The organism is Streptomyces sp. SAI-135, assembly GCF_029893805.1.
In the GTDB taxonomy this organism is placed as follows: domain Bacteria; phylum Actinomycetota; class Actinomycetes; order Streptomycetales; family Streptomycetaceae; genus Streptomyces.
In genome coordinates this window covers 923466-944454 of record NZ_JARXYP010000001.1, presented here as the reverse complement: position 1 = coordinate 944454, position 20989 = coordinate 923466, and the positions used below count along the sequence as shown (strand labels likewise).

General features: G+C 68.7%; 17 protein-coding genes and 2 pseudogenes. 8 read left to right on the top strand and 11 right to left on the bottom strand.

Features of this window, described 5'->3' with window-relative positions; translation table 11 throughout:
- Nucleotides 1–276: 276 nt before the first annotated feature.
- The 3 genes and pseudogenes from M2163_RS04100 to M2163_RS04090 all read right to left on the bottom strand — a co-directional run bounded on the left by M2163_RS04100 (nucleotide 277) and on the right by M2163_RS04090 (nucleotide 2530).
- Nucleotides 277–1200 carry an NADP-dependent oxidoreductase gene (locus M2163_RS04100; RefSeq protein WP_280854447.1) on the bottom strand — a complete coding sequence of 308 codons (924 nt, stop codon included), beginning with the start codon at nucleotides 1198–1200 and terminating at the stop codon, nucleotides 277–279.
- A 400-nt stretch (nucleotides 1201–1600) separates the two neighbouring features.
- Nucleotides 1601–1831: pseudogene (locus M2163_RS04095) on the bottom strand (Ku protein); the annotation flags it as partial.
- A gap of 6 nt (nucleotides 1832–1837) precedes the next feature.
- Entirely contained in the window at nucleotides 1838–2530 is a 693-nt protein-coding gene (locus M2163_RS04090) for an NAD(P)-binding domain-containing protein (RefSeq protein ID WP_280854448.1), read from the bottom strand.
- Between the two features lie 74 nt (nucleotides 2531–2604).
- Here M2163_RS04090 and M2163_RS04085 point away from each other — a divergent pair, with 74 nt between their 5' ends.
- A complete protein-coding gene (locus tag M2163_RS04085; protein ID WP_280854449.1) occupies nucleotides 2605–2976 on the top strand; it encodes a helix-turn-helix domain-containing protein in 372 nt (123 codons plus the stop codon).
- On the opposite strand, the pseudogene M2163_RS04080 reads toward M2163_RS04085, so the two are convergent.
- Both M2163_RS04080 and M2163_RS04075 read right to left on the bottom strand, forming a co-directional pair.
- A pseudogene (locus M2163_RS04080) lies at nucleotides 2968–3231 on the bottom strand (transposase); the annotation flags it as partial. The gene M2163_RS04085 and the pseudogene M2163_RS04080 overlap by 9 nt on opposite strands.
- A gap of 92 nt (nucleotides 3232–3323) precedes the next feature.
- Complete coding sequence (locus tag M2163_RS04075) at nucleotides 3324–3929, bottom strand: TetR/AcrR family transcriptional regulator (protein ID WP_280854450.1); 606 nt, start codon at nucleotides 3927–3929, stop codon at nucleotides 3324–3326.
- 899 nt (nucleotides 3930–4828) lie between these two features.
- On the opposite strand from M2163_RS04075, the gene M2163_RS04070 reads away from it, so the two are divergent.
- Complete coding sequence (locus tag M2163_RS04070) at nucleotides 4829–5527, top strand: SDR family NAD(P)-dependent oxidoreductase (RefSeq protein ID WP_280854451.1); 699 nt, start codon at nucleotides 4829–4831, stop codon at nucleotides 5525–5527.
- A gap of 394 nt (nucleotides 5528–5921) precedes the next feature.
- Here the strand turns inward: M2163_RS04070 and M2163_RS04065 are convergent, their stop codons facing one another.
- The gene (locus tag M2163_RS04065; RefSeq protein ID WP_280854452.1) at nucleotides 5922–6560 is read right to left on the bottom strand and encodes an SMI1/KNR4 family protein; all 639 of its coding nucleotides are present in this window, start codon (nucleotides 6558–6560) and stop codon (nucleotides 5922–5924) included.
- A 432-nt stretch (nucleotides 6561–6992) separates the two neighbouring features.
- Between M2163_RS04065 and M2163_RS04060 the strand changes: the two genes are divergently transcribed.
- Nucleotides 6993–7574, top strand: a complete 582-nt coding sequence (locus M2163_RS04060; RefSeq protein WP_280854453.1) for a hypothetical protein — start codon at nucleotides 6993–6995, stop codon at nucleotides 7572–7574.
- Between the two features lie 425 nt (nucleotides 7575–7999).
- On the opposite strand, the gene M2163_RS04055 is transcribed toward M2163_RS04060, so the two are convergent.
- A complete protein-coding gene (locus M2163_RS04055) occupies nucleotides 8000–8572 on the bottom strand; it encodes a transcriptional regulator (protein ID WP_280854454.1) in 573 nt (190 codons plus the stop codon).
- Nucleotides 8573–9085: 513 nt separating this feature from the next.
- Between M2163_RS04055 and M2163_RS04050 the strand changes: the two genes are divergently transcribed.
- Nucleotides 9086–10624 carry an NlpC/P60 family protein gene (locus tag M2163_RS04050; RefSeq protein WP_280854455.1) on the top strand — a complete coding sequence of 513 codons (1539 nt, stop codon included), beginning with the start codon at nucleotides 9086–9088 and terminating at the stop codon, nucleotides 10622–10624.
- A gap of 705 nt (nucleotides 10625–11329) precedes the next feature.
- Here the strand turns inward: M2163_RS04050 and M2163_RS04045 are convergent.
- The 3 genes from M2163_RS04045 to M2163_RS04035 form a co-directional block, all read right to left on the bottom strand.
- A complete protein-coding gene (locus M2163_RS04045) occupies nucleotides 11330–12298 on the bottom strand; it encodes an alpha/beta hydrolase (RefSeq protein WP_280854456.1) in 969 nt (322 codons plus the stop codon).
- A gap of 655 nt (nucleotides 12299–12953) precedes the next feature.
- Nucleotides 12954–13367 carry a hypothetical protein gene (locus M2163_RS04040; protein WP_280854457.1) on the bottom strand — a complete coding sequence of 138 codons (414 nt, stop codon included), beginning with the start codon at nucleotides 13365–13367 and terminating at the stop codon, nucleotides 12954–12956.
- 537 nt (nucleotides 13368–13904) lie between these two features.
- Complete coding sequence (locus tag M2163_RS04035; protein WP_280854458.1) at nucleotides 13905–14804, bottom strand: LysR family transcriptional regulator; 900 nt, start codon at nucleotides 14802–14804, stop codon at nucleotides 13905–13907.
- A 135-nt stretch (nucleotides 14805–14939) separates the two neighbouring features.
- Between M2163_RS04035 and M2163_RS04030 the strand changes: the two genes are divergently transcribed.
- The 4 genes from M2163_RS04030 to M2163_RS04015 all read left to right on the top strand — a co-directional run bounded on the left by M2163_RS04030 (nucleotide 14940) and on the right by M2163_RS04015 (nucleotide 19931).
- Nucleotides 14940–15818 (top strand): NAD-dependent epimerase/dehydratase family protein, encoded by an 879-nt coding sequence (locus M2163_RS04030; protein ID WP_280854459.1) that lies wholly within the window; start codon nucleotides 14940–14942, stop codon nucleotides 15816–15818.
- A 33-nt stretch (nucleotides 15819–15851) separates the two neighbouring features.
- Nucleotides 15852–16883 (top strand): DMT family transporter, encoded by a 1032-nt coding sequence (locus tag M2163_RS04025; protein WP_280854460.1) that lies wholly within the window; start codon nucleotides 15852–15854, stop codon nucleotides 16881–16883.
- A 629-nt stretch (nucleotides 16884–17512) separates the two neighbouring features.
- Nucleotides 17513–18883 carry an amidohydrolase family protein gene (locus M2163_RS04020; RefSeq protein ID WP_280854461.1) on the top strand — a complete coding sequence of 457 codons (1371 nt, stop codon included), beginning with the start codon at nucleotides 17513–17515 and terminating at the stop codon, nucleotides 18881–18883.
- A gap of 796 nt (nucleotides 18884–19679) precedes the next feature.
- Nucleotides 19680–19931 (top strand): hypothetical protein, encoded by a 252-nt coding sequence (locus M2163_RS04015; protein WP_348540996.1) that lies wholly within the window; start codon nucleotides 19680–19682, stop codon nucleotides 19929–19931.
- A gap of 213 nt (nucleotides 19932–20144) precedes the next feature.
- Here the strand turns inward: M2163_RS04015 and M2163_RS04010 are convergent, their stop codons facing one another.
- Complete coding sequence (locus M2163_RS04010; protein WP_280855122.1) at nucleotides 20145–20927, bottom strand: oxidoreductase; 783 nt, start codon at nucleotides 20925–20927, stop codon at nucleotides 20145–20147.
- Nucleotides 20928–20989 lie beyond the last annotated feature (62 nt).

The window sequence follows — 20989 nt, the reverse complement described above, 5'->3', positions numbered from 1 at the left end:
TGCTCAACTCCACACCCGCCGCGGCGTTCATGCCCTGGCGGCTGAGCTGTGGGTCCTCCGACGGGCCGGGTCCGTCTCCTGCCGGGAGGCCGGGCGGCCCCGGCCCTGGCTCCGCGGCCGACTCGCAAGCACATCGAAACGATCACCGTGTGTCGGCGTACGCCTGAGCGTGCGCAACCCCGTACCAGGTGAAGGTGCTCAGTTGTTGATGCGCTGACCACGGGTTCTCGTCAGTCCGCAGTGGACGGTTGACAGCGTCAGACGGCCGGGCACATCTCATGCCACCTTGATGACAACCTTGCCCGAGGCGTGACCGTTCTCGACGGTGGCGAGGGCGGCCGGGGCGTCGGAGAGCGGATGGACCGCGGTGATCACGGGTGCGAGGAGTCCGTCGAGGGCCAGCCGGGCCGACCGCTCCAGGTTCTCGCGGTCGATGCGACGCTCGACGAAACGCCCACCGAGATCGGTCACAGACATGTCACCCACAGCGATGACGTTGCGGGGATCCTGGGCAAGCGGAGCGACCGTCCGCAGCGAGGTGCCTCCGGCCAGGTCGACGATCCCGTCGAAACCGTCCGGAGCCAGCTCGCGTGCCGCGGCGGCGACGTCCTCGGCGGTGTAGTCGATGAACCGCACCCCCATGGCCTCGGCGTGCTCGCGTTTGGCGGTACTCCCGGTGCCGATCACACGCAGCTCGCGCCCGATAGCCAGCCGGGCGACGGCGAGGCCGACGCCGCCCCCGACTCCGTTCACCAGGACAGTGGCACCGGCCGGGAGGCTGAGCTGGTCGAGCACGTCCACCGCGGTCGTCCCGGCTACTGGCAGCGTTGCCGCCACGGTCGCGGACAGCCCCTCCGGGATGCGCGCGGTGTTCGGCGCGGACAGCACCGTCGTCTCGGCGTAGGTGCCGCCACCTGTGAGTGCGAAGCCGAAGACCGCGTCACCCACCTCGAGCCCGTGGACGTCCTCGCCCCGGGCGAGAACGGTTCCGGCTGCCTCCATGCCCAGCACGCGGGGAAGCGGACGCCCGCTGTCGAGCCTGTCAATTGGACCCGAGCGCAGAAGGTGGTCGAGGGGATTCACCCCGGCGACGTCGACCTGGATCAGCACCTCGCCGCGACGGGGGACAGGGTCGGGACGATCGAAGAACTCCTGGACCTCGGGCCCGCCATACCTGCCGAAACCCCACGCCTGCCCCATCTTCCGCCACCTCTCGTGTGACCGACCCGGTGATTCCGGGCGTTGTCGCCATCCTCACCTCTGACATTGACGTGAGGGGCAACCGGCTGAGATGCAGATCACAGCATCAGGCCGACTGCGCCACCGGTTTCGGGGCCGTGGACAGCTCCGCCCGGTGTCGGCTGTTGGCCCAGATCAGCACTGCCCTGGGAACCGGACCAGGTCAACGTCTTCCTCTTCCATCCAGGCCGCTCTGCTATCAGGGAAGACCGTCCAAGGCTGCAGTTCCGGATGACCTCGCCGTCTCCAGTGACGACCCGGCAGACCAAGCTGAACGGCTTGCTGAGCAACTCGTCGCAGCTGACCCGCGCCAAGCCTCCGCGGTTTGCGGTGGCTCACCGGAGTTCGCCAGGCAACTCGGTTACCCCTGGCCGCAGCGTCGCAGAGCCTGAGCGCAGGGAATACCGCACGCCAGGAATAAATGATCTCCGCCAGTACGAAGCAGGCCCAAGCGCTCCTCTCCCGAACAGACGTATTTGGCGATCGCCACCTTCGACGACCGGGCCAGGGCCTGGCGCAGCAGCTTGTACGGCTTCGCCGCCACTTGCCCTTCCGGCATGAGGTAGTAGCCCGCCGCGTCGCGGAGGGGATCATGGACTTAGAACTCCTGACGAAAAGCCTTTTCGGTGGTTTGTGGTTCCCCGTCTCTCGGTCCGGCGGCATAGGCCAGTGGGGGTGCGATGGCCTGGACATCGGCCCCCTCGCCGATCCAGAGCCCGATGAAGAGTGCCGCGGTCGCTTCCAGGAGTCCGGCTCGTTCAAGAGAGCCGCCGGCCACGGGTTCGCAGCCGACATGCCGCACCAACTCGTGTACGAGGGCGAGAGCCGTTTCGTCGTCTCCACAGACCGGAACGGCCAGTCGGCGCCCGTCGAAGATGGGCGGCGACATACGCCACACGTCCTCGTGGCAGAGATTGAACGCCTTGACCACATGGGTTCCTGGTGCCGCCGCGGCCAGTTGCTGTGCGGCCGACAGGCCGCTCTGTGTCAGCAGCCGGAAGCCCGGCCCGACCGGATTGCAACAGTCGATCAGCACCTTGCCGTCCATGACCGCTCGTAGTTCCCGCACCACGCTCGTACCCGCGCCGAAGGGCAGCGCAGACAGCACCACCTGACCGAATTCGGCCGCCGCATGCAGGCTGACAGGCTTCGCGCTGCCCCCGAGGCGCGTCGCGAGCCGCTCCGCCTTGTGCATGTCCCGTCCTCCGACGGCCACGTCGTGCCCGGCCCGGACCCAGTGGGTGGCGAGCGCGTCCGCCATGTTGCCCGTGCCAAGTACGCCGATTCTCATCACGCATTTCCTCCCACGACCTGCTTGGACCATTCGCAACGACGCTAGAGGGCCTGTCGGGCACCATTTGGTACGTGACGACCGACGCTTTCCTCGCCGACTGCCGTGCTCGCCTGGCCTTCGACCTCCTGTCCAACACCTGGAACGCCGTGGTCCTCTGGGCCTTGCGCGACGGTCCCAGACGTCCGGTCGAACTACGCGAGCGGATCGGAGGGATCAGCTCCAAGGTCCTCACTGAGACTCTGCGGCGCTTGCAGTCCAACGGACTGGTGGAGCGGCGGGCACACCCCGGAGCGCCACCGCGCGTTGACTACCAACTCACCGCCCTGGGCCGGACTTTGTTGGCGCCCATCGACGCAGTCGGAGCGTGGGCCTTCGAGCATGGCGATGAGGTCATGGCAGCCCAGGAAGCCGAATGTACCGCCGCCCAGTGCCCCTCAGAGTGACCGCAGCCGTCGCCGGCAGGTGAGTGCGCAGCCGAGGGTGAGGAAGGCTTCGTGGATGTCGTCGCGGATCTCCCAGCGGATCCGCAGGCGGCGGAACCAGTGCAGATGGGCGAACGCGCGCTCCACGACCCATCGTTGGGTGCCCAGACCAGAGCCGTGCTCGGTGCCGCGGCAGGCGATCAGCGGCTTCACGCCCAGGTCCCAGACCAGGCGGCGGTACTTGTCGTGGTCGTAGCCGCGGTCGGCCAGCACCACGTCCAGGCGGCGTGGTCAAGTCCTGGTGACCGCTCGCACTGCACGCGCCTGTCCCTCCTCAGCACACCGACCGTCCGATCTCTTACGCACCGTCATGCGTCCATGGACGCCGTGGGCGACAGCTCGCGGACAGCCGCGAGCAACGCCGAGGCCAGCGCGTGAGCGGGAATACGCAGCCTGTCGGCTCCTGTCACCGCCAGGTAGAAGGCTGGTCCGGTCAAAACCGCAATTGCCGCATCGAGGGGAGTCGTCGAGGAAATGTCACCTCGGCTGATTCCGCGACTCAGAACTGCACGAGCCGGTCCATCGAACAGAGCAGCCGAGCCCACGAGTTGCGCGACAGCAGAGTCGTGCTGCGCTTCGCCCAAGAGTGCGCGATATGCGGCGCCCGCGGGTGAAGTCGTCAAGAAGCTCTCGACGGCTTCGAGATAGGTAATCACGTCTTCGAGTGTGGTCGGCTGAGGTTGTTTGATGAGTTCTTTGATCGCGTCAGTGATGGCTGCCTCGAACAAGATCTCCGCTTTGGTCGACCACCAGCGGTAGACAGTCTGGCGACCGACACCTGCCCGTTCGGCGATGCCTTTCATCGTCAATGCCGCGTAGCCGACCTCGACCAGCAGGTCGTCGACTGCGTGCAGGACCGCTGTTCTCGCTTGCTCGCTGCGCGGTCGCCCGGTCCGTGGTCTCTGGTCACTCACACCCACATCGTACCGAGACATGATGGATTGAATTTCGATATTGGGGCCTCCATCAGTGTGCTGGTGAGCGGACCAGTGACCGGACAACGTGGCGGAAACATGTCCTGGAAATCGGCAGAGGGTGGCCAGCCCGTCAATTCGGCGACCGGGCTTCAGCAGGAGTACCCGCCACGGATGCCCGGGTTCGTCTCGGGCGTTATCTGTTGGCGCCGCCTGGCGGCCCGGACCGGAGCTGGCGTCTGGAACCAGCTGTTGCTGCACAAGCTGCGCTCGGAAACCAGTTGGGCCGATCGTGGGCGGTGCAACTCCTCCCACGTTCGGACGGCACGTCGGGCCCATAAAAGCGGACCCAGCCCATTCGACCGCGCATGCCTGGACAGCACACACCGCCGCGTCACCTTCGCCCAGGGGCAACACGCTCGCAGTGTCACCGACCGTCGGCAAGCATGGGCAACACCACCCGAACCGCTGCCCTTGCTCGACAAGGTCCCGTAGCCGGAGTCGTCTCGGCCGACCACACCTACTCGCTCATACCACTGCCCCACCTTCGACCGCACCTGGGCCGTAGTCCGCTTCCGGTTATACGCCAAATGAGCCTGCCGCACCGCCGCGTGAACCCAGCGCGGCCACGCGGAAAGCGTTCGGGTCCAGCGTGAACCGGTACGCCAACACCACCAACGGGCTACGGCTGCAACCTCCTCATTCGGCGGCCTGTCCGGTCGCCACGGCCGCCGAGCCGGGGGCCTAATTCTTCGCCGCTCGCGACCGTGCAGGCGTGCGCGCTCCGAAGTGCACCTTCCCGCCGCGTCGATTAACTGGACACCGTGTCTCGAAACTGCTACCTTTCGAGACACGGTGAACCGAAATGGTTGACGCTGTCGTCACGAAGGAAGAACCCGGTGCAAGAGTCGAACCACAAGACCGCCCTCGTCATCGGCGCCTCCCGGACCTTGGGGCTCGCGCTGGCCACCGAACTCGCGCGACGCGGCTGGGACGTCATCGGCACGGTGCGAGGCGACCGACGCACGGGCCTGCACGACCTGGTCGACTCCTCGGACGGCCGGGTGACCGTGGAGCACGTGGACACCACCAAACCGGAGCAGATCTCCGCCCTGCGCGACCGGCTGTCGGGACGCGACCTGGACCTGCTGTTCGTCAACGCGGGCATCGCCCACGCGAACATCCCCGTCAGCGAGGTCACCATCGAGTCGTTTACGGAGGTCATGGTCACCAACGCGCTCAGCCCCATGCGGGTGATCGAGACGCTCGGCCCGCTGGTCATAGAGACCGGAATGATCGCCGTCATGTCCTCTCGCCAGGGCAGCCTGACCATGAACACCAACGGCGGCAACGAGGTCTACCGCGCCAGCAAGTCCGCCCTCAACCAGCTCATGCGCAGCTACGCCGCCCGCAACGCCGACGACCCGCGCACCCTACTGCTGGTAAACCCCGGCTGGGTGCGCACCGGGCTCGGCGGCCCCGGAGCCCTGCTGGAGATCGACGAGAGCATCCCCGGCGTCGTGAACACCCTGGAGGCGCGCGCCGGCGAGAGGGGGCTGCACTTCGTCGACTACGAGAACCAGGTCCTGCCCTGGTGATCTCCCCTCGCTCTGCGTGGTGCCGGACCGCGTGGGAATGGCGGCCCGGCACCACGCAGGGACCGTGGTGCGGCGGTGACCCCGCCACGGGGTCGGATCAGCGCCGGACGCGATGGCGATCAGTTCATGTCCGGTGTCACGGACTCATCGCGCGATGACGGCGTTGCAGTCGATCAATGGCCAGGCCGACGTCAGGCAGACGGTGAGACGTGGCCAGATCCACCCGGTGCCCGCTCGTGACCGGCCTGCGGGGTGAGGCGGATCGTCCGCCGTTCCTCGTTGGCCACCTGCACACCGTCCCGGCGGCCGCGCCACCCGCACACCGCCCGCTGACCTGCAGGAGGGCCAACAGGCGGTGCGTCGCTGAGCACCACAGCGCATGCCCTACTGGGCTTCAGGTTCGGATCTGCCACTCCAAGCAGCGGTGGCCTGACGAGTCTTCGAAAGGTGTGGGCCAGTAGTGGAGGAACGGACCGTCAGATTCCAACGCGTCGGCCAAGGTGCTGAACAGCTGCGTCAGACTGGTTGCCCATAGGGTCCCGTCCAGGTCTCCGGACCCGATGCCCATCTCATGCACGTGACCATATGAGGGGCCGGGCCGGTGGTCGACAAAGGCAACCCCGCCGTCGTTGGGAAGCGCGAACGGCACGCAGCGATGCAGATTTACGGCCAGTGCATCGTCCTCCCACAGGTCAGCATCGATGTTGTCTTCGCCAACGTCCACGATCATGTCGTACATCGACGCGATGTCGTCCACGCCGCTGAGCCGGTGCCCCAGCGGAAGAAATGCACCAGCGGGAAGGGGCCTGCGGGGGCCAGGAACGGCAACAGGTCCAGCGGCTCCATCATGGTGCTGCAGCAGTGCCCTGAGCTCCGGATGCAGATCGAAGCCGAGCCGCGACTCCAGCTCGATGAGCCGCTCGGGGACCGCTGGCCTTCGCAACATGGCGTGATCAGCGGGCGAGTTCACCTGGAGCCAGGACTCAAAGCGAGTCCACTCACGCTCGAACGCAGAAAGATCCATCTGTGTCATGAGCTGAACATAGACGGCCGTACTGACAGTTCGGTTCCCGGCAAGGCTGCCCGATCTGACTGACAGGAGTTCAGAAACAACTACAAGGGATGGAAAGCAGTTTGGAAGGATTCGCGCCGGACTGCTTCGCGTGTGGCTATGGTCCTGGGCTGCGGCAGGATGCGCACCCCGCGACTCTGTGTCCGGTACCCCGAATTGGTCCTGCATCAGGGGAAGGACACCGGAACCGACTCGGTTCCAGGGACGGTCCCGCACCATTTCGTCCATGCCCGCGCGTCTGCGGGGTTGCGGGGGCCCTGGAGCGGAGATCGATCCTTATGACCAAGTCCGGTGCGAGCGGCCCCAAGGCCCGTGCCCGCAAGGCGCAGCATGCGGCTGGTGTGCTACAGGCAGGTCCGCGGCACGGCGTCTTCCCCGCGCGGCGGGCGGGCGGTGCAGTTCCTGCTGGAGGACCGGCCTGAACTGGGCACGCTCGCCGTTCAGGTCGCGGTCGCGTGGGCACGGCAGGGGCTGCGGGTACTGCTGGTGCACGAGTACAAGCCGTACAGGACCGACATGGCACTGACTCCCGTCGTGCACGGGAGCGCAAAGCCGCCGAACAGCGCCGGCGGGCCTGGCCTGGGCCCCTCAGCACCCTGCTGTGGACGGCCTGTGCCGGCAGATCAGCGGGTGGGCTGCTGGCCAATCAGCACACTGCTTGGTCGACTGCGCCCGCCGACTTCAGGCACCTCACGAGCGACGACGCTCCCCTTGCTCGACGCATTGCAGTGGGGTCGCCGTCACTTCGACTCCGTCGTGCTCGCTGGCCGCCCGACCTGGCCGCACCGTGAGTTCATCGACTGCTTCGTCGTACTGGCGGCCGGCAACAGGGTACCTGTCGCAGACACTCTCACCCACGGCGCCATGCCGGAAGACCGTCACGAGCGCCCGCTCACCGCTGAACTGAGCGGCGCGCTGCTGCGCGAGCGCCACCCCACCTTCCACTACCACCGTCCCCGGCATTTCTCGGCATGATCGCTGGAAGCCGCCAACGGCCGGCTCCGGGCCCGAACCTGGTTTCGTCCGCGCAATCGAAGCAAACATGGCGGCCGCCGGCACCCCGCTCGTGGGCCACTTCCACGTCGGCGAACACGACCTGGCCACCCACGCGCGCCGCACAGAGCGGGCTGGTTGCCGCCTCCCCACTCGACCCTGGTGTCGAACAGGCCGCGAAGAACATCACAGACTGCTCGTAGCCGCCCAGCCCTGCGGCAACCGAGCGGTCACTCATCCATCCGGTCTGTTGAGGGCGCAGAACCATTGCCATCTGTCGTGTGTGGCCTGAAGACATAGACGACAGAGAGCCGACTCGCTCTCTGTGGGGCGTGGGCGCGGGAGTGTCTGCCCCGGCACGCCGTCTTCACGGCGTGCCGTCGTTGTCGAACCAGGAAAGGCCAAGGTCAGGCGGCGAAGCCCACGTTGGTGACGTACTCGTACTGGCCCCACTGCGATCCGAGGTCGACAACCAGGTCGACCCACGCGTCATCGAGCTCCTGGTCGTCGCCGGCCGCCCACGCGGCGACGATCCGGTCCCAGCGGCGCACGTTCATCGCCCGGAACTCCACCGGCCGCTGACGCGGCCGCGACACCTGGGACTGGTTGAGGGGATGGATCTCCACACGGGTGCCGCGCCCGTCACGGTTGAGGCGGGCGGTCAGATAGCGGGCGACGTTCTCCCGCCGCACAGTGCGGTACGCCTGCTCGATGCGCTCAAGATTACGTCGAGACGGCGTACGGACGCCGCCGAGCCAGGCACGCAGAGTGCGATCGGTGACAGTCAGACCGGCCACCCGGGCAGCCGCCCGGGCGTGAGGTGTGCGAGTGAGGTAATGCAGACGGGCCAGAAGACCACGCCGGGCGGTGACGGGAGTCGCGATGTACCCGGCCAGCGCGTCCAACTGGCGGGCAACAGCCTCGTAGCCCTTGATGCCGCGGGCACCGTACTTACCGAACTCGATGTTCCGCTCAGGCATGTGGCCGTCCTCCCTTCCTCTCCGTGCAACGGCAATCTACCGGTACGCGCAGTGCTCGGTGCGCCCTCTCGGCTGGGCTCCCCGCACGGCCAACCGACGGCATTCACGCATCTGCTGAAAAGCGGCGGTCGGGACAATGGGCCTCCCGTGAAGGGGCGCAAAGACCCGGTGCGTTCTCAGGACCCGGGGGTTTTGGCCTTTAGGTCATCGATCGCTGTCCTCCAGGTACTTTCCCACCACGACCTCGACCCGCTCCCCGACTCAGGCACTTGCGCCGAGACCACCTGAGCCTCCGCGTCGCATCCGTCTGAGCCTGCGGCCCACGGGAGCGATGGGCGCCCTCGGCCTACTCCTGCCGCCGACGCATGCAAGTCCAAGCGCTCAGGCGGACGTGTTACAGCTTCTGAGCGCCGGGATTGGCATGTCCAGGTAATCGGCTAGCCTCTCGGTGATCAGCGGAGCGGAAACGGCTCCGCATGTCCAGCGGCGGGCCTGCCGCCGGAGGGGGAAACGATGAACAGACAGCTGCGCGCGGGGCCGACCTGGTCGGGACTGCTTCGGTCCTTGCTGGCTTCCGCGCTCCTGACCCTCGGTCTGGCGCTCGTGCCGGCGACACCCGCACACGCCGCAGGCGACTGTAGGGCGTATGGAGAGACCAGCGTTCAGGGGGCGCTCGCTGTGAAGGCCGCCTGCGACGAGGTGGCGGCCGGCACCATGTACTCCTGGGGAGGCGGCCACGGCCCTGTGCCCGGCAAGACGCATGGCACCCCGGACGGCGGCGGCGCCGAGGCGTGGAACGACGGTAATGTCGTCGGCTTCGACTGCTCGGGGCTGACCCGCTGGGCATGGTCGGTGGCCACCGGCCGGGACATCCTCGGGCCCGGAACGACGTCCGACGTCTTCGACCGCTACTGGCCGGTCCGCTTCGCGGGCAGCGACGGAACGGCCCATCTCAAGCCCGGGGACGTGCTGTTCTGGCAGCGCACCCGGTTCTATTGGCAGAGCACCACGCACACTGCGATCTATCTCGGCGACGGGAAGATCGTGGAGGCGGCGGAGTCCCAGCACCCCCTCCAGGTCGCCGACTTCAGCTCGCATTCCAGCAGCATTTACGTCGGGGCCATCCGGCCGAGCGAGGGATCGGACTCGGCTTCACCGGACAACTCCGGCCTTCCCGGCCAGCTCTTCAGTACGTGGGGCGAGTGGGTCCGGGTGGGGAACGAACCGCGCCGCGGATCAACGGTGCAGCACACCTTCCCGGGACCCACCCAGGTGAAGATCTCCTGCCAGACGCGCGGCGAGTCGATCACTGCCGAGGGGATCACCAACGACTTGTGGTCGTACCTGCCCGGATACGACGCCTGGATCACCAACATCTACGTGCGCGGGCCTGCCGCGTTGCCGGGAGTGCCAGACTGCCTCAGCGGCGGCCCCGTCGCCGGGGCCGATCCCAGCGGGCGGTTCACCACCTGGGGCGACGGGGTGAACGTACGCTCGCAGCCCACGCTCACCGCCGCCGTCCGGCAGACGATCGGCGGCGAGACGTCGGTGCGCGTCTCGTGCCAGCAGCACGGCGACGTCGTCAACGCGGAGGGCTTCGTCAACACGGTCTGGTCCTATCTACCCGACTACGACGGCTGGATCACCAACATCTATCTCAAGGGTCCCGCCGTGCTGCCGGGGGTTCCCGACTGCGCCGGCGGCGCGCTGGGCGGTGGCACCTCGACGGCGGGCTGCACCGACGGCGGAGCCCCGAACGGAGCGGGCGCCCGCTCGCCGCGCTCGGTGTCGATCGCGGGTCGACTGATCGAACTGCGCTACAGCGACACCACCGAGTGCGCCTGGGGGCGGGTCACCGGCGGAGCACCCGGCGACGAGGTGTGGGTCGACCGCAGCATCACCGGCGGGCAGTCATGGGACCAGCTCGGCTTCACCAGGATCACCGGCGGCTCGGACGTGTTCACTCCCGAGTGGAACGACCACGACGTGGTGATGCGGGCCTGCGGCAGCCCTGGCGACAGCGACACGGTCGTCTGCACCGACTGGTTCTGACAGCGGACAACGGTGGCGGACCGCCGGCGCGGGGCCCGACAACAGGCCGCCGGCGGTCCGCCACCGCTCGTACGACGTATCGGCCGGGCGACTCGGGATCACCCTGCCGCGGGAGGTGTTCGCGCTGGCGCGGGCGGTGGTGGGAGGGGGACGCGTTTCGGGCCCGGATGTGGGGTGGGGGCCGCGGCTGGAGCAGGTGAGGGTGGCTGGGGCCGTTGCCAGCACGCAGCGGCCGAGTATGCGCATCCTCTACGTGCAGACCGCCGCCCCGGTCCACGTGGTCCGTCGCTTCGGCATCGCGGGAGCGCGACGCGCGGCCCGGCGGTGTCCTCACGCGTCAGGCCGCGTGGCAGAAGGAACAGCGGGACAGCTCGTGACGAGTTGCAGGCGCACGTATGGCTGCCCGCCGACACAAGCCGCCGGCTGCGCGCCATCGCCGCCCGCACCGGACTTCAGCCTGAGCAGGTCCTCGCCCGACTCGCCGAACACGTCCGGCTGAACGAGGACGGCACCCTGGCCGTCGACGCCTTCACACCGCACGACGCTGACAGCTCGGCCCGGAGCGGGTGGAAGACCCAGAGTCACCGCGTCCACGACGCTCGGCCCGGCCGGCCTCGGCACGGAGGCCGACCTCCATTCCCGGGCGGGCCCTGCCTCGGCCCGGGAGCGGGCAGGCCCCGGCATGGAGGCCGGCCCTACACGGGGTCACTCCCCGACGATCCTGCGCAGCCACTGCAGGCGGGCTGCGCGGGCCGTCTGGGAGAGGGCTGCCTGTGGGGCGAGGCCGTCGAAGCCGTGGAAGCCGCCCGGCCAGACGTGCAGTTCGGCCACCCCGCCGGCCTGCCAGATCCGGGAGGCGTAGGTGACGACCTCGTCGCGGAAGCTCTCCGCGGAGCCGACATCGAGGAAGGCCGGGGGCAGCCCGGACAGGTCCTCGGCACGGGCCGGTGCGGCGTACGCGGGCACGTCCGGGCCGCCGCGCTGCTCGCCGAGCAGTGCGGTCCAGCCGGTCTCGTTGGCCGTGCGGTCCCAATTGCCGATGCCAACCATCTGGTGCACGGACGGGGTGTCGTTGCGGTCGTCCAGCATCGGGCATATGAGGACCTGCGCGATCGGCTGCGGCCCCTTGCGGTCCCGAGTGAGCAGCGCCAGCGCGGCGGTCAGACCGCCGCCCGCGCTGGCGCCCGCGATGATGATCCGCTCCGGGTCGCCGCCGATCTCCTTGGCGTGCTCCGCGGTCCACACCAGACCGGCGTAGACGTCCTCGACGGGGGCCGGGTGCGGGTTCTCCGGTGCCAGCCGGTACTCCACCGACACCACGACCGCGTCCAGTTCCTTGGCCCACTCCAGGACCATGTCGACGCCGAACCGGTTGTTGCCGAGGACCATGCCGCCACCGTGGATGTGGTAGACGACGGGCCGCGGTGCGGCGGGGGCGACCGGACGGCAGATCAGCAGCGAGATGTCGGGCGCGCCCGCCGGCCCCGGTACGGACCGGTCCTCGATCTCGAAGGCCCCGCCTCCCGTCAGCACCTCGTCGGACGGGAGCAGGGGTCCGAGGCCCGCACGTGCGTCGGCAAGGCCGTCGAGGGTGAGGCTGGGGCTGAGCATTTCTTTCATCGCTTCGAGAGCGGCGGCGAGTTCGGGGTCGAACGGCGGCGGAACCGGGGACATTTTTCTCCTCACGCTGGGGGCGCGGCGACTCGTGCGCTCATGATCGCAGTACCGGCCCCCCGCCTCGCAGCCGCCGTACGGCGGGAGTTGCCCGCCGTTCGGCGGGTGGCCCCGTTCCGCCCGTACCGCACGCGAGCTGCACTCTAAGCCGCATCATGACCGGCTGTTCACCCCTTGGGAGGAGCGGCCTATGGAGGACAACAACGCTGACATCGCCCACATCTGTGCAAGAAGCGCCAGTGAACGTCTCCCCCACCGTCTGATTGGTGACCGTGGCCGCGCTTCTACCTGAGCCGAAAGCGCGTTGACCGGCGCACCGAGTACACCGTCGACCGCGACAAGCCCTTGCGGCACCGGGCAGCGACTGGCTGTCCGTCGGTGACCTGCTGCGCTTCTCCACCGGCCTGGCCCACGAAGACATGGACACCGAAGCGGCGCAGTGACGGCCCAAGGACCTGACCCGCCCTCAGGCCGGGCCACCGCACATCGAGCTGGTCTGCGACGTCCCTTGGCCTGCTCGCCAGGCCGGCGAGGCCAAGGGACGTCTGCCATGGCCCCGGCCCGACAGCAGGAAGCAAACCGGGGACCCTCAGGACGACGGTGCACCCGTCCTGCCCGGCTCAACGCTCCCGGGGCGGACAAGGTCACCCTGGCGTCAACCGGCCGCGTCACCAGCTTGATCAAAATCGGCACTGGGCACCGCACGCCGCAGCGGCCCCAGATCCCCGTACAACGCGGCCTGGAAGGCGGCGGCGAGCTCGCGGGCGCGCGTCTCACTCGGCACTCCGTGCAGCATGAAATAGACCGGTCCCGCAAAGGCGTCCGTGCCCGCCTCCCGCTCGCGGACCAGGCGGACGACGGCGGCCCGCAGGGCGGCGTTCACAGCCTCGTCGACGACGTGACCCGACCCCGCGGTCAGCGCATCCGTCTTCACGGTCCACCGCTCACCCTCGCGCTCAATGCCCACGAACACAGCACCCTGCGCCTTGGCCGCCCGATAGGCAGCATCGAACCGGTCGGTGGCGTCAGGAATCAGATGGCTAGGACAGGGAACGGGCAACTTCTGCATAACGCGCATAGTGCCAGGAATCGGACATATTTGTCACAAGTGCCCCAAAGTGCGGGGACGAGGTGGCCACCGATGCTCTGCCATCACGCTCCACTGCACCCCGAGTGATCGCCATGTCGCCTTCAGGATCAGGCGAGAGAGGTCAGCTCTCGTGGGCTGTGTTGTCGTTGGCTCTCAGCCGCCGGCCCTCTTGGCCCGGGCGGCTGGGGCGTCACACAGGATGCTGTCGGGTGTTCGTGCCATGCGTCCTGCGGGACAGCGGGTCGCTTGCCCTGCGCACACCCCTGGAGCATGGCGGGCCGTGGTCCGACGCGCCTACGGTCGCCCGGCGGCTGACCGAGCTGGCACGTGCCTGCCCGTCGGCCGGGTGGGTCGCCGGCACCTGTGCCACGTCCAAGACCATGACGGCCCTGAACCACAGCGCGTCCGCCCGCAAGGAGTTCTTCGCCGACCCGGACGTGCTCGTCTGCGGCTCCGGGCTCCCCTCGGCCCAAGGTGTGCGGCGGCACCGAGTCCGACGCGGCCGCGTCCGCCCGCTCAGAAGACGCGGTCGCGGTGGATGTGGTGCGGGATGAGGTCGAGGAAGGCGTGCAGCGCGCGTGTCGGCGGTCGGGTCGCCGACACGACCACGCCGAGCGTCCAGGAGAGCCGGGCGTCCGCGAGAGGGACGGTACGCACCGCGTCCCCGGCCGTCTCCGCGAAGTCCGGGGGCAGCAACGCCACACCCAGGCCGTGCGCCACGTAGTCGGCGATCGTCGTGATGTCCGAGACCTCGATCAGTACGCTCCGGGACAGCTCCGCCCTCGTGAACGCGTCGTCCACAATCTGCCGTTGCCCGAAGCCCGGGGGCATGTCGACGAACGGTTCCCCCGTGACGTCCCTCAGTCGCACGCTTTTCCGGCCGGACAGCCGGTGGCCGGCCGGAACGAGCAAGTGGACGTCGAACCGCTTGATGGTCCTCGTCCTGAGGTGGTCGTCCTTGATGTCGGCCCCCACGAAGGCAACGTCGACGTGACTCTCCTTGATCCGTTCGATCAGTCCGGAGGTGCCCCGCTGGGAGGTCTCGGTACGCAGCCGGACCTCGGGATGGCGCCGGTGGAACTCTCCCGCCAGGGCGGGCACGTCGATCACGGTCAGCCCGCTGAGAACGCCCACGGTGAGGCTGCCGCGCAGGCCCGCGGAGAGCGGTTCCACGGCGGCCCTGGCCCGGTCGAGCGCCTCGGTCGCGTTGCGCGCCTCGGGTAGGAACGCCGAACCGGCCTCCGTCAGCCTGACCGACCGCGTGGAACGGATGAGCAGTTCCGCTCTCAGCTCGTGCTCCAGGGCCTTGATGCCGGCCGACAGCGTGGACTGCGTGACGTGCAGCCGCTGGGCTGCCCGCGTGAAGTTCAGCTCCTCGGCGACCGTGAGGAAGTACTCCAGCCGTCTCTGGTCCACGCCTAGCCCTCATTCATCGATGTTTCCGATTACACCTTCGAAAGTGTTCGTTGGACACGATAGCCAGACGGAGCGACTGTGGTGTGCGGGCCACCGACCCGACCGTCACGAAAACGTCAGCGAAAGAGGATGACCATGCGTGTACTGCTTACCGGCGGCACCGGCTACATCGGAGCTGCGGTGCTCGGCCGGCTCATCTCCGGCGGACACCAGGTGACCGCCGTGGTCCGCTCCGCCGAGAAGGCCGAGCTGGTGCGGGCCAAGGGCGCGGAGCCGGCGATCGCCGACCTGTCCGACGGCACCGCCCTCGAAGAACTCGCGGCCTCGCGGGACGGCGTGATCCACGTGGCCTCGCCGGGTGACGAGACCAGTGCGACCGTCGACGAGATAGCTGTCACGAGCTTCCTGCGCGCGCTGCGGAACACGGACCGGCCGTTCGTGCACACCACCGGCGTCTGGGTGCACGGGAGCGGTTCGGCAATCAGCGAGTCGACCGCCATGAACGCCCCGCGGCTCACCGCCTGGCGTGTGCCGCTCGCCGAACTCGTCCTCGGTGTCCAGGACGTCCGGACTTCGGTGATCGCACCGGCGGTGGTGTACGGCCACGGCCACGGCCTGCTGAACCTCGTCGCCGCCGGCCCGCGGACCGGCGGCGACACCCCGGCGCTCACCATGGTCGGGCCTGGTGACCAGCACTGGAGCACGGTGCACGTGGACGACCTGGCCGAGCTGTACGTGCTCGCGCTGGAGAAGGCGCCGGCCGGTTCGTACTTCCTCGGCGCCAGCGGTGTGAACCCGACCGTGCGGGAGATCAGCGAAGCGGTGAGCCGTGCCGTCGGTCTGGCCGGACGGGTCAAGTCCGAGCCGGTCGTGCAGACGCTGGACCGGCTGGGTCTGCTCGGCGAGGCGCTGCTGCTCGACCAGCGGGCCTCGGGCGACAACGCCCGACGGGTGCTCGGCTGGTCGCCCCAGGCTCCGTCGATCCTCGACGACATCGCGCGCACGGACTTCTGACCGAGCCCCGCGTCCCTTCCCGAAGGAACCGACATGAGCACTCCCACGGCACCGGCTGGACCGGGTCGCCCCCGTACCGGGTCCGGTGTGCCGTCCTCGGGCCCCGCGCGTCCGTCAGCGCCGCGCGGCGGCTCCCTGGCCGTCGCGGCGGCCATCGCCGCCGGCATGGTGGTACCGGTACAGGCCCGTCTGAACGGCGAGCTGAGTCATCGTCTCGATGACGGCATCGCCGCGGCGGCCATCAGCTTCTCCGGCGGACTCGTCCTGTTGTCCCTCCTCGCACTCTTCTCACCAGGACTGCGCGGCGCGCTGGGCCGCCTGGCCGGAGCCGCCCGCGACGGCCGCCTCCCCCGCCGCTACCTGCTGGCCGGTGTACTCGGCGGCACGTTTGCCCTGGCGCAGTCCACCGCCGCGCTGGTCACCGGTATCGCCGTGTTCACCGTGTCGGCCATCGCCGGCCAGACCTTCGGCGGTCTCATCGTGGACGCCCGGGGCATCGGCGGTGGCCTGCGGCAACGCCCCGGCGCGACGCGGATCACGGGAGCGGCCGTCATCCTGGTCGCCGCCGTCGTGTCCGCCCTTCCCCAGTTCACCGACGCCCCGGCACCCGCCGAGATCATCCTGCCGGCCCTCGCCGCAATAGCCGCCGGGTTCCTGCTGGGCGTGCAGCAGTCCCTGAACGGGGCATCGACCGCCGCGTCGGGCTCGCCACTCGCGGCGACCTGGCTCAACTTCTTCGTGGGAGCGGCCTTCCTCGTCGTCGCCTGGGGTGCGAAGACCTTGGTCCGGGGAGTGTCGGGGCATGCGCTGCCCACCAGTTGGTGGGTCTACCTCGGTGGTCTGTGCGGGGTGGTGTTCATCGGCGCCTCGGCGTTTCTCGTGCGCCGCATCGGTGTCCTGCTGCTGAGCATGGCCTCGATCGCGGGGCAGCTGGCCGGTTCGATCGCGCTGGACTTCCTGGTCCCCTCCGGTGGTCGGTCGCCTTCCGTTCTGACCGTTCTCGGTGCGCTGCTCACCTTCGCCGCCGTCTGGATCGCCTCCCGGCGCCCCCGCCTGCGAGGCTGACGTAGATCGGCCGTGTTCCACTGCCCGGGGCGGCGACGAACAGGCGCGTCCGGTCTCGACAGCCACCGGTATCGGCTCGTCCGCGGTATCGCCGTGCTCGGCGAGCAGGTTCAGCAGCAGCTGGTAGGCGGATGCGTCATCGGTGATGCGCCGCTTGCCGGCAGCTGTCCGGCGTCGTCGCCCGGCGCCACGTCGTGATGGTCCTCGGCCCAGTCGATCCCGCAGCACAGGGTCATACAGTTCTCCCATCGCTTGCTGTTCGCGCGGGTGGTGAGCCTGTGCGGGCCACGCGGCGACCTGATTCCAGGGCCCTTCGGTCCGCCATCTCACTAGCCGTTCGCGGCACCAGCGCACCGCAGGGGCCTCCGTCTTGGGCAGAGCTCAGTGGCTCGGAGGTGGCTCTGCGGCGGGCTCACACCGCATCGATCTGCGTGTGGGGGGGGCGGGCTGGGTTCCGTGGCAACCCGAAAGCGCCGGGCACCATCGTTCTTTCCGAAGGCCTCGACGCTCCGGGAACCAACAGAAGTCTGCCCGGCGCCCACGCGGCCACCACGAACCCAATCCTCAACAGTCCAGCGACTCATCCACGAGCCACCTGCAACCGCCTACTCACGAACCAGGAACCACAGATGCCCCACAACCAGCCGCAGAACAAGGAACGCATCCTGATCAAGGGTGCGTACCTGATGACGCAGGACGACAAGCTCGGCGCCTTCGTGGGTGACGTCCTCGTCGCCGACGGCAGGATCATCGAGATCGGCCGGGACCTGTCCGACGACCGGGCCCGGGTCATCGACGGCACGGGCAATGCCGTGCTGCCCGGTTTCATCGACACCCACCGCCACAACTGGCAGGGGGCGCTGCGCAACCTCGGCCCCGCCTGGACCTACCAGGAGTACCGCAGCCAGGTGCAGATCGGCCTCGGCCAGTATTTCGATCCCCGCGACGTGCACATCGGTAACCTGGCGGCGGACCTGATGTCCCTCGACTCCGGGGTGACGACCGTGCGGGACGAGTCCCACATCAGCAACAGCCCCGAGCACTCGGACGCGGCGATCGCGGCGCACTGGGAGTCGGGCATCCGTGCCGTCTTCGACCACGGCTGGCCGTCGACGGAGGCCGAGCAGTGGCAGTTCGGCAGTGACCGTTCGCACCCCGACGACATCCGGCGTATCCGCGACGAGGTGCTGTCCGACGACTCGGCCCGGGTCACGCTGAACGCGATGCTCCGTGGACCGGAGCTGTCCACACCAGAGGTTTCCGAGCGGGACATCCGGCTCGCCCGCGAGCTGGGCCTGCGCATCAGCATGCACGTGGGACTGGGTGAGTGGGGGGCGAAGCAGCAGGCCATCCGGCAGCTCGCCGAGACGGGCCTGCTGGCCTCCGACATGACGTTCATCCACTGCTGCACCTCGACCGACGAGGAGCTGAGGATGCTCGCCGGGTACGGCGCCACTGCGTCCGTGGCCGGCGCCCTGGAGGTCTTCATGCCGGGCCTGGGCCAGCCGGCCACCAACCGGCTGCTGGCCGCCGGCGTCCGTCCGAGTCTCAGTGTGGACACCGAGACGATCGTCAGCGGTGACATGTTCGGCGTCATGCGGGCGACGCTCGCCTACCAGCAGTTGATCCTCGCCGGTGCCGCCGGCCCTATGGACCGCAGCCCCGGCCTGCCGACCTTCGACGCCGCCGACCTGCTCTCCTTCGCGACCATCGAGGGCGCGCGGGCTGCGGGCATCGACGACCGCACCGGCAGCCTGACCCCGGGCAAGGAGGCCGACCTCATCATGATCCGTCTCGACCATGCCAACATGCTGCCCGCCACGGACGTCGCGGCCACGATCGTCGCGGGCGGCCACGCCGGCAACGTCGACCTGGTCGTGGTGGCGGGTGACGTCCTCAAGGAGAACGGTGTGCTGAGGGGTGGCGACGCCGTCTTCGAGAAGGCCGCGGCCTCCCGTGACCGGCTGTTCCACGCCGCCGGCCTGCCGCTCCCCGCCTGAACCTGAGCTGGCGGCCGACCGCGCGTGCGGCCGCTCTCCTCGTCCGCGAGAACGACCCGGGGTCTTGCAGGGCACACCGTACTCGCCCACCCAGCCGCGAACTTCCGGTCCGCGGCCGCCCGATCGTTCCACCAATCGTGCGCCACCTGCTGGCCGACGCAGTACCCCGTCGGGTGGAAACGGCGGAACCAGGGGTCACCTCGTCCATGCGGCGGCCCCGGCGCCGCGCTTCGCGCCCCCGGATCAGGCCCGGCACAGCCCGCCTCCTCACCGAGGCTCTGGAAGGCGGTCAACGTGCAAGGACGACGGTGACGGGTAGATCCGCGCAGTCACGGCCTTCGTGGTGCGGTGGTTCGTCGACCGCGGCCTGCTGGTCGACCCGAGCGGGAACTCGGACGGGACGCTGCACCAAGGTCAGGTCACGGAGGTCTGCCGACTTCGAGGACCTGGCGGACATGGTCGCCACCGCCCCCCCCCCCGCTCGGACCCGAGCAGGCTGCCCACCCGTCTTCGGGTCCGCCGAGCCGACTTCGACCACATGGTCCTGCTCGGATGGGGCCGCTCCCCGCAGTCAATCGAGGTCCGCCGCGGTGCCCGCCGAACACCCCGAGGTCGACTGGAAGCTGTTCACGCCAGGAGGCGTGCCAAACAAAGCGGTTGAGGAGGCCGAATCAGCCCGGCACACTCGCCCGATGCGCCACAGCACAGCCCCGGGCAGGTGGGACAGACCCTGGTACCAGGTCTACACGGATCAGTTCGAGGCCGCGTTCTTGCCGCATGCGAGGACTTGGAACCCGTGGACAATGTCGACGCCTTCGTGGACCTGAAGGCCGGCACCCGGTGGAGCGCGACCGTCATCACCCTCGCCCAGGTCGAGATCCTCACGAGGCGATGGGCTGCCAGTGGGGAACCCCTCGCAGGCCGCTACTTCTGGTGCTCGGACGGGCTCATCGCCCGCGATGCCGACATCACCAACGTGACCCAGGTCCTCGCCGGGATGATCCAGAACGGCGACTTCACACGGATCCTTCAACGCCTCGAAGACTGACAACTGCCCGGCCTCCACGTCTCATTCTGAAACGATCAGTAAGGCGGGCTGGCAGCGCATCGTTCAAGATCGGCCTGCCCATGCTGTTTCCTCGGGCGCCGCTTGTCCTGATGGTCGCACCGTACAACCGGACCGAAGTGCTTATGGCTGCGGGACAGGAGCCTCTCATCCCGCAGCCATACGAATCAGCCCCGCCCCGGGGGACTTCATGATTCAGAGCGTCTTGAGGGTGCCACCGTCGACGATGTAGTCGGCCCCAGTGATGTTGCCCGCGACGTCGGAGAGAAGGAACGCGATCAAGGCCGCCACTTCCTCGGGTTCGGTAATGCGACCGGTAGTGATGTTGAGAGCCTCCGGGAGCTGCTGAAGGTACGCGGCATGCTCCGCCCCGGCTTCGGCCGCCACCTTGCTACCGAATCCCTCAGGGTCCTCCCATAGGGAAGTGCGGACCACTCCGGGAGAGACGGTGTTCACGCGCACGCCCTGAGGTCCGAACTCCTCAGCCAGGGACTTGCCGAGTGCAGCTAGGGCGGCCTTGGCCGCGCTGTAGGCGACCGGGCCGGCGGCGGGCAGCCGTGAGTTGATGGACGAGACGTTGACGATCGACCCACGGCGCTCGATCAGGCTCGGGAGAGCCGCGCGGGCGGCACGGACGGCACTGAGCAGGTTGAGGTCGAGGATGCGGGTCCACTGGGTGTCGTCGGTGTCGAGGAAGCCGACGGGGTTCACGTCGTCCCCGGCTCCGACGTTGTTCACCAACAGGTCGATGCCGCCCAGCTCGGTGAGGGCGCTGTCGATGAGAGTGGTGACGCCTTCGGCGGTGCTCAGGTCGGCCGACACCGCGTAGGCGCCGGTTTCCTTCAACTCGGGCGTAATGGTGCGGGCGGCGCCGACGACGCGAACGCCTTCGGCTGTGAGAGTACGAACGGTGGCGAGCCCGATGCCCCGGCTGGCACCGGTGACGACGGCCGTCTTGGCGGTGAGATTGAGGTGCACGACACTCCAGTTCTTGACCTTGAAGTACAAAATAAGAGAGCAGTCACTCCAGAGCGAGTGCT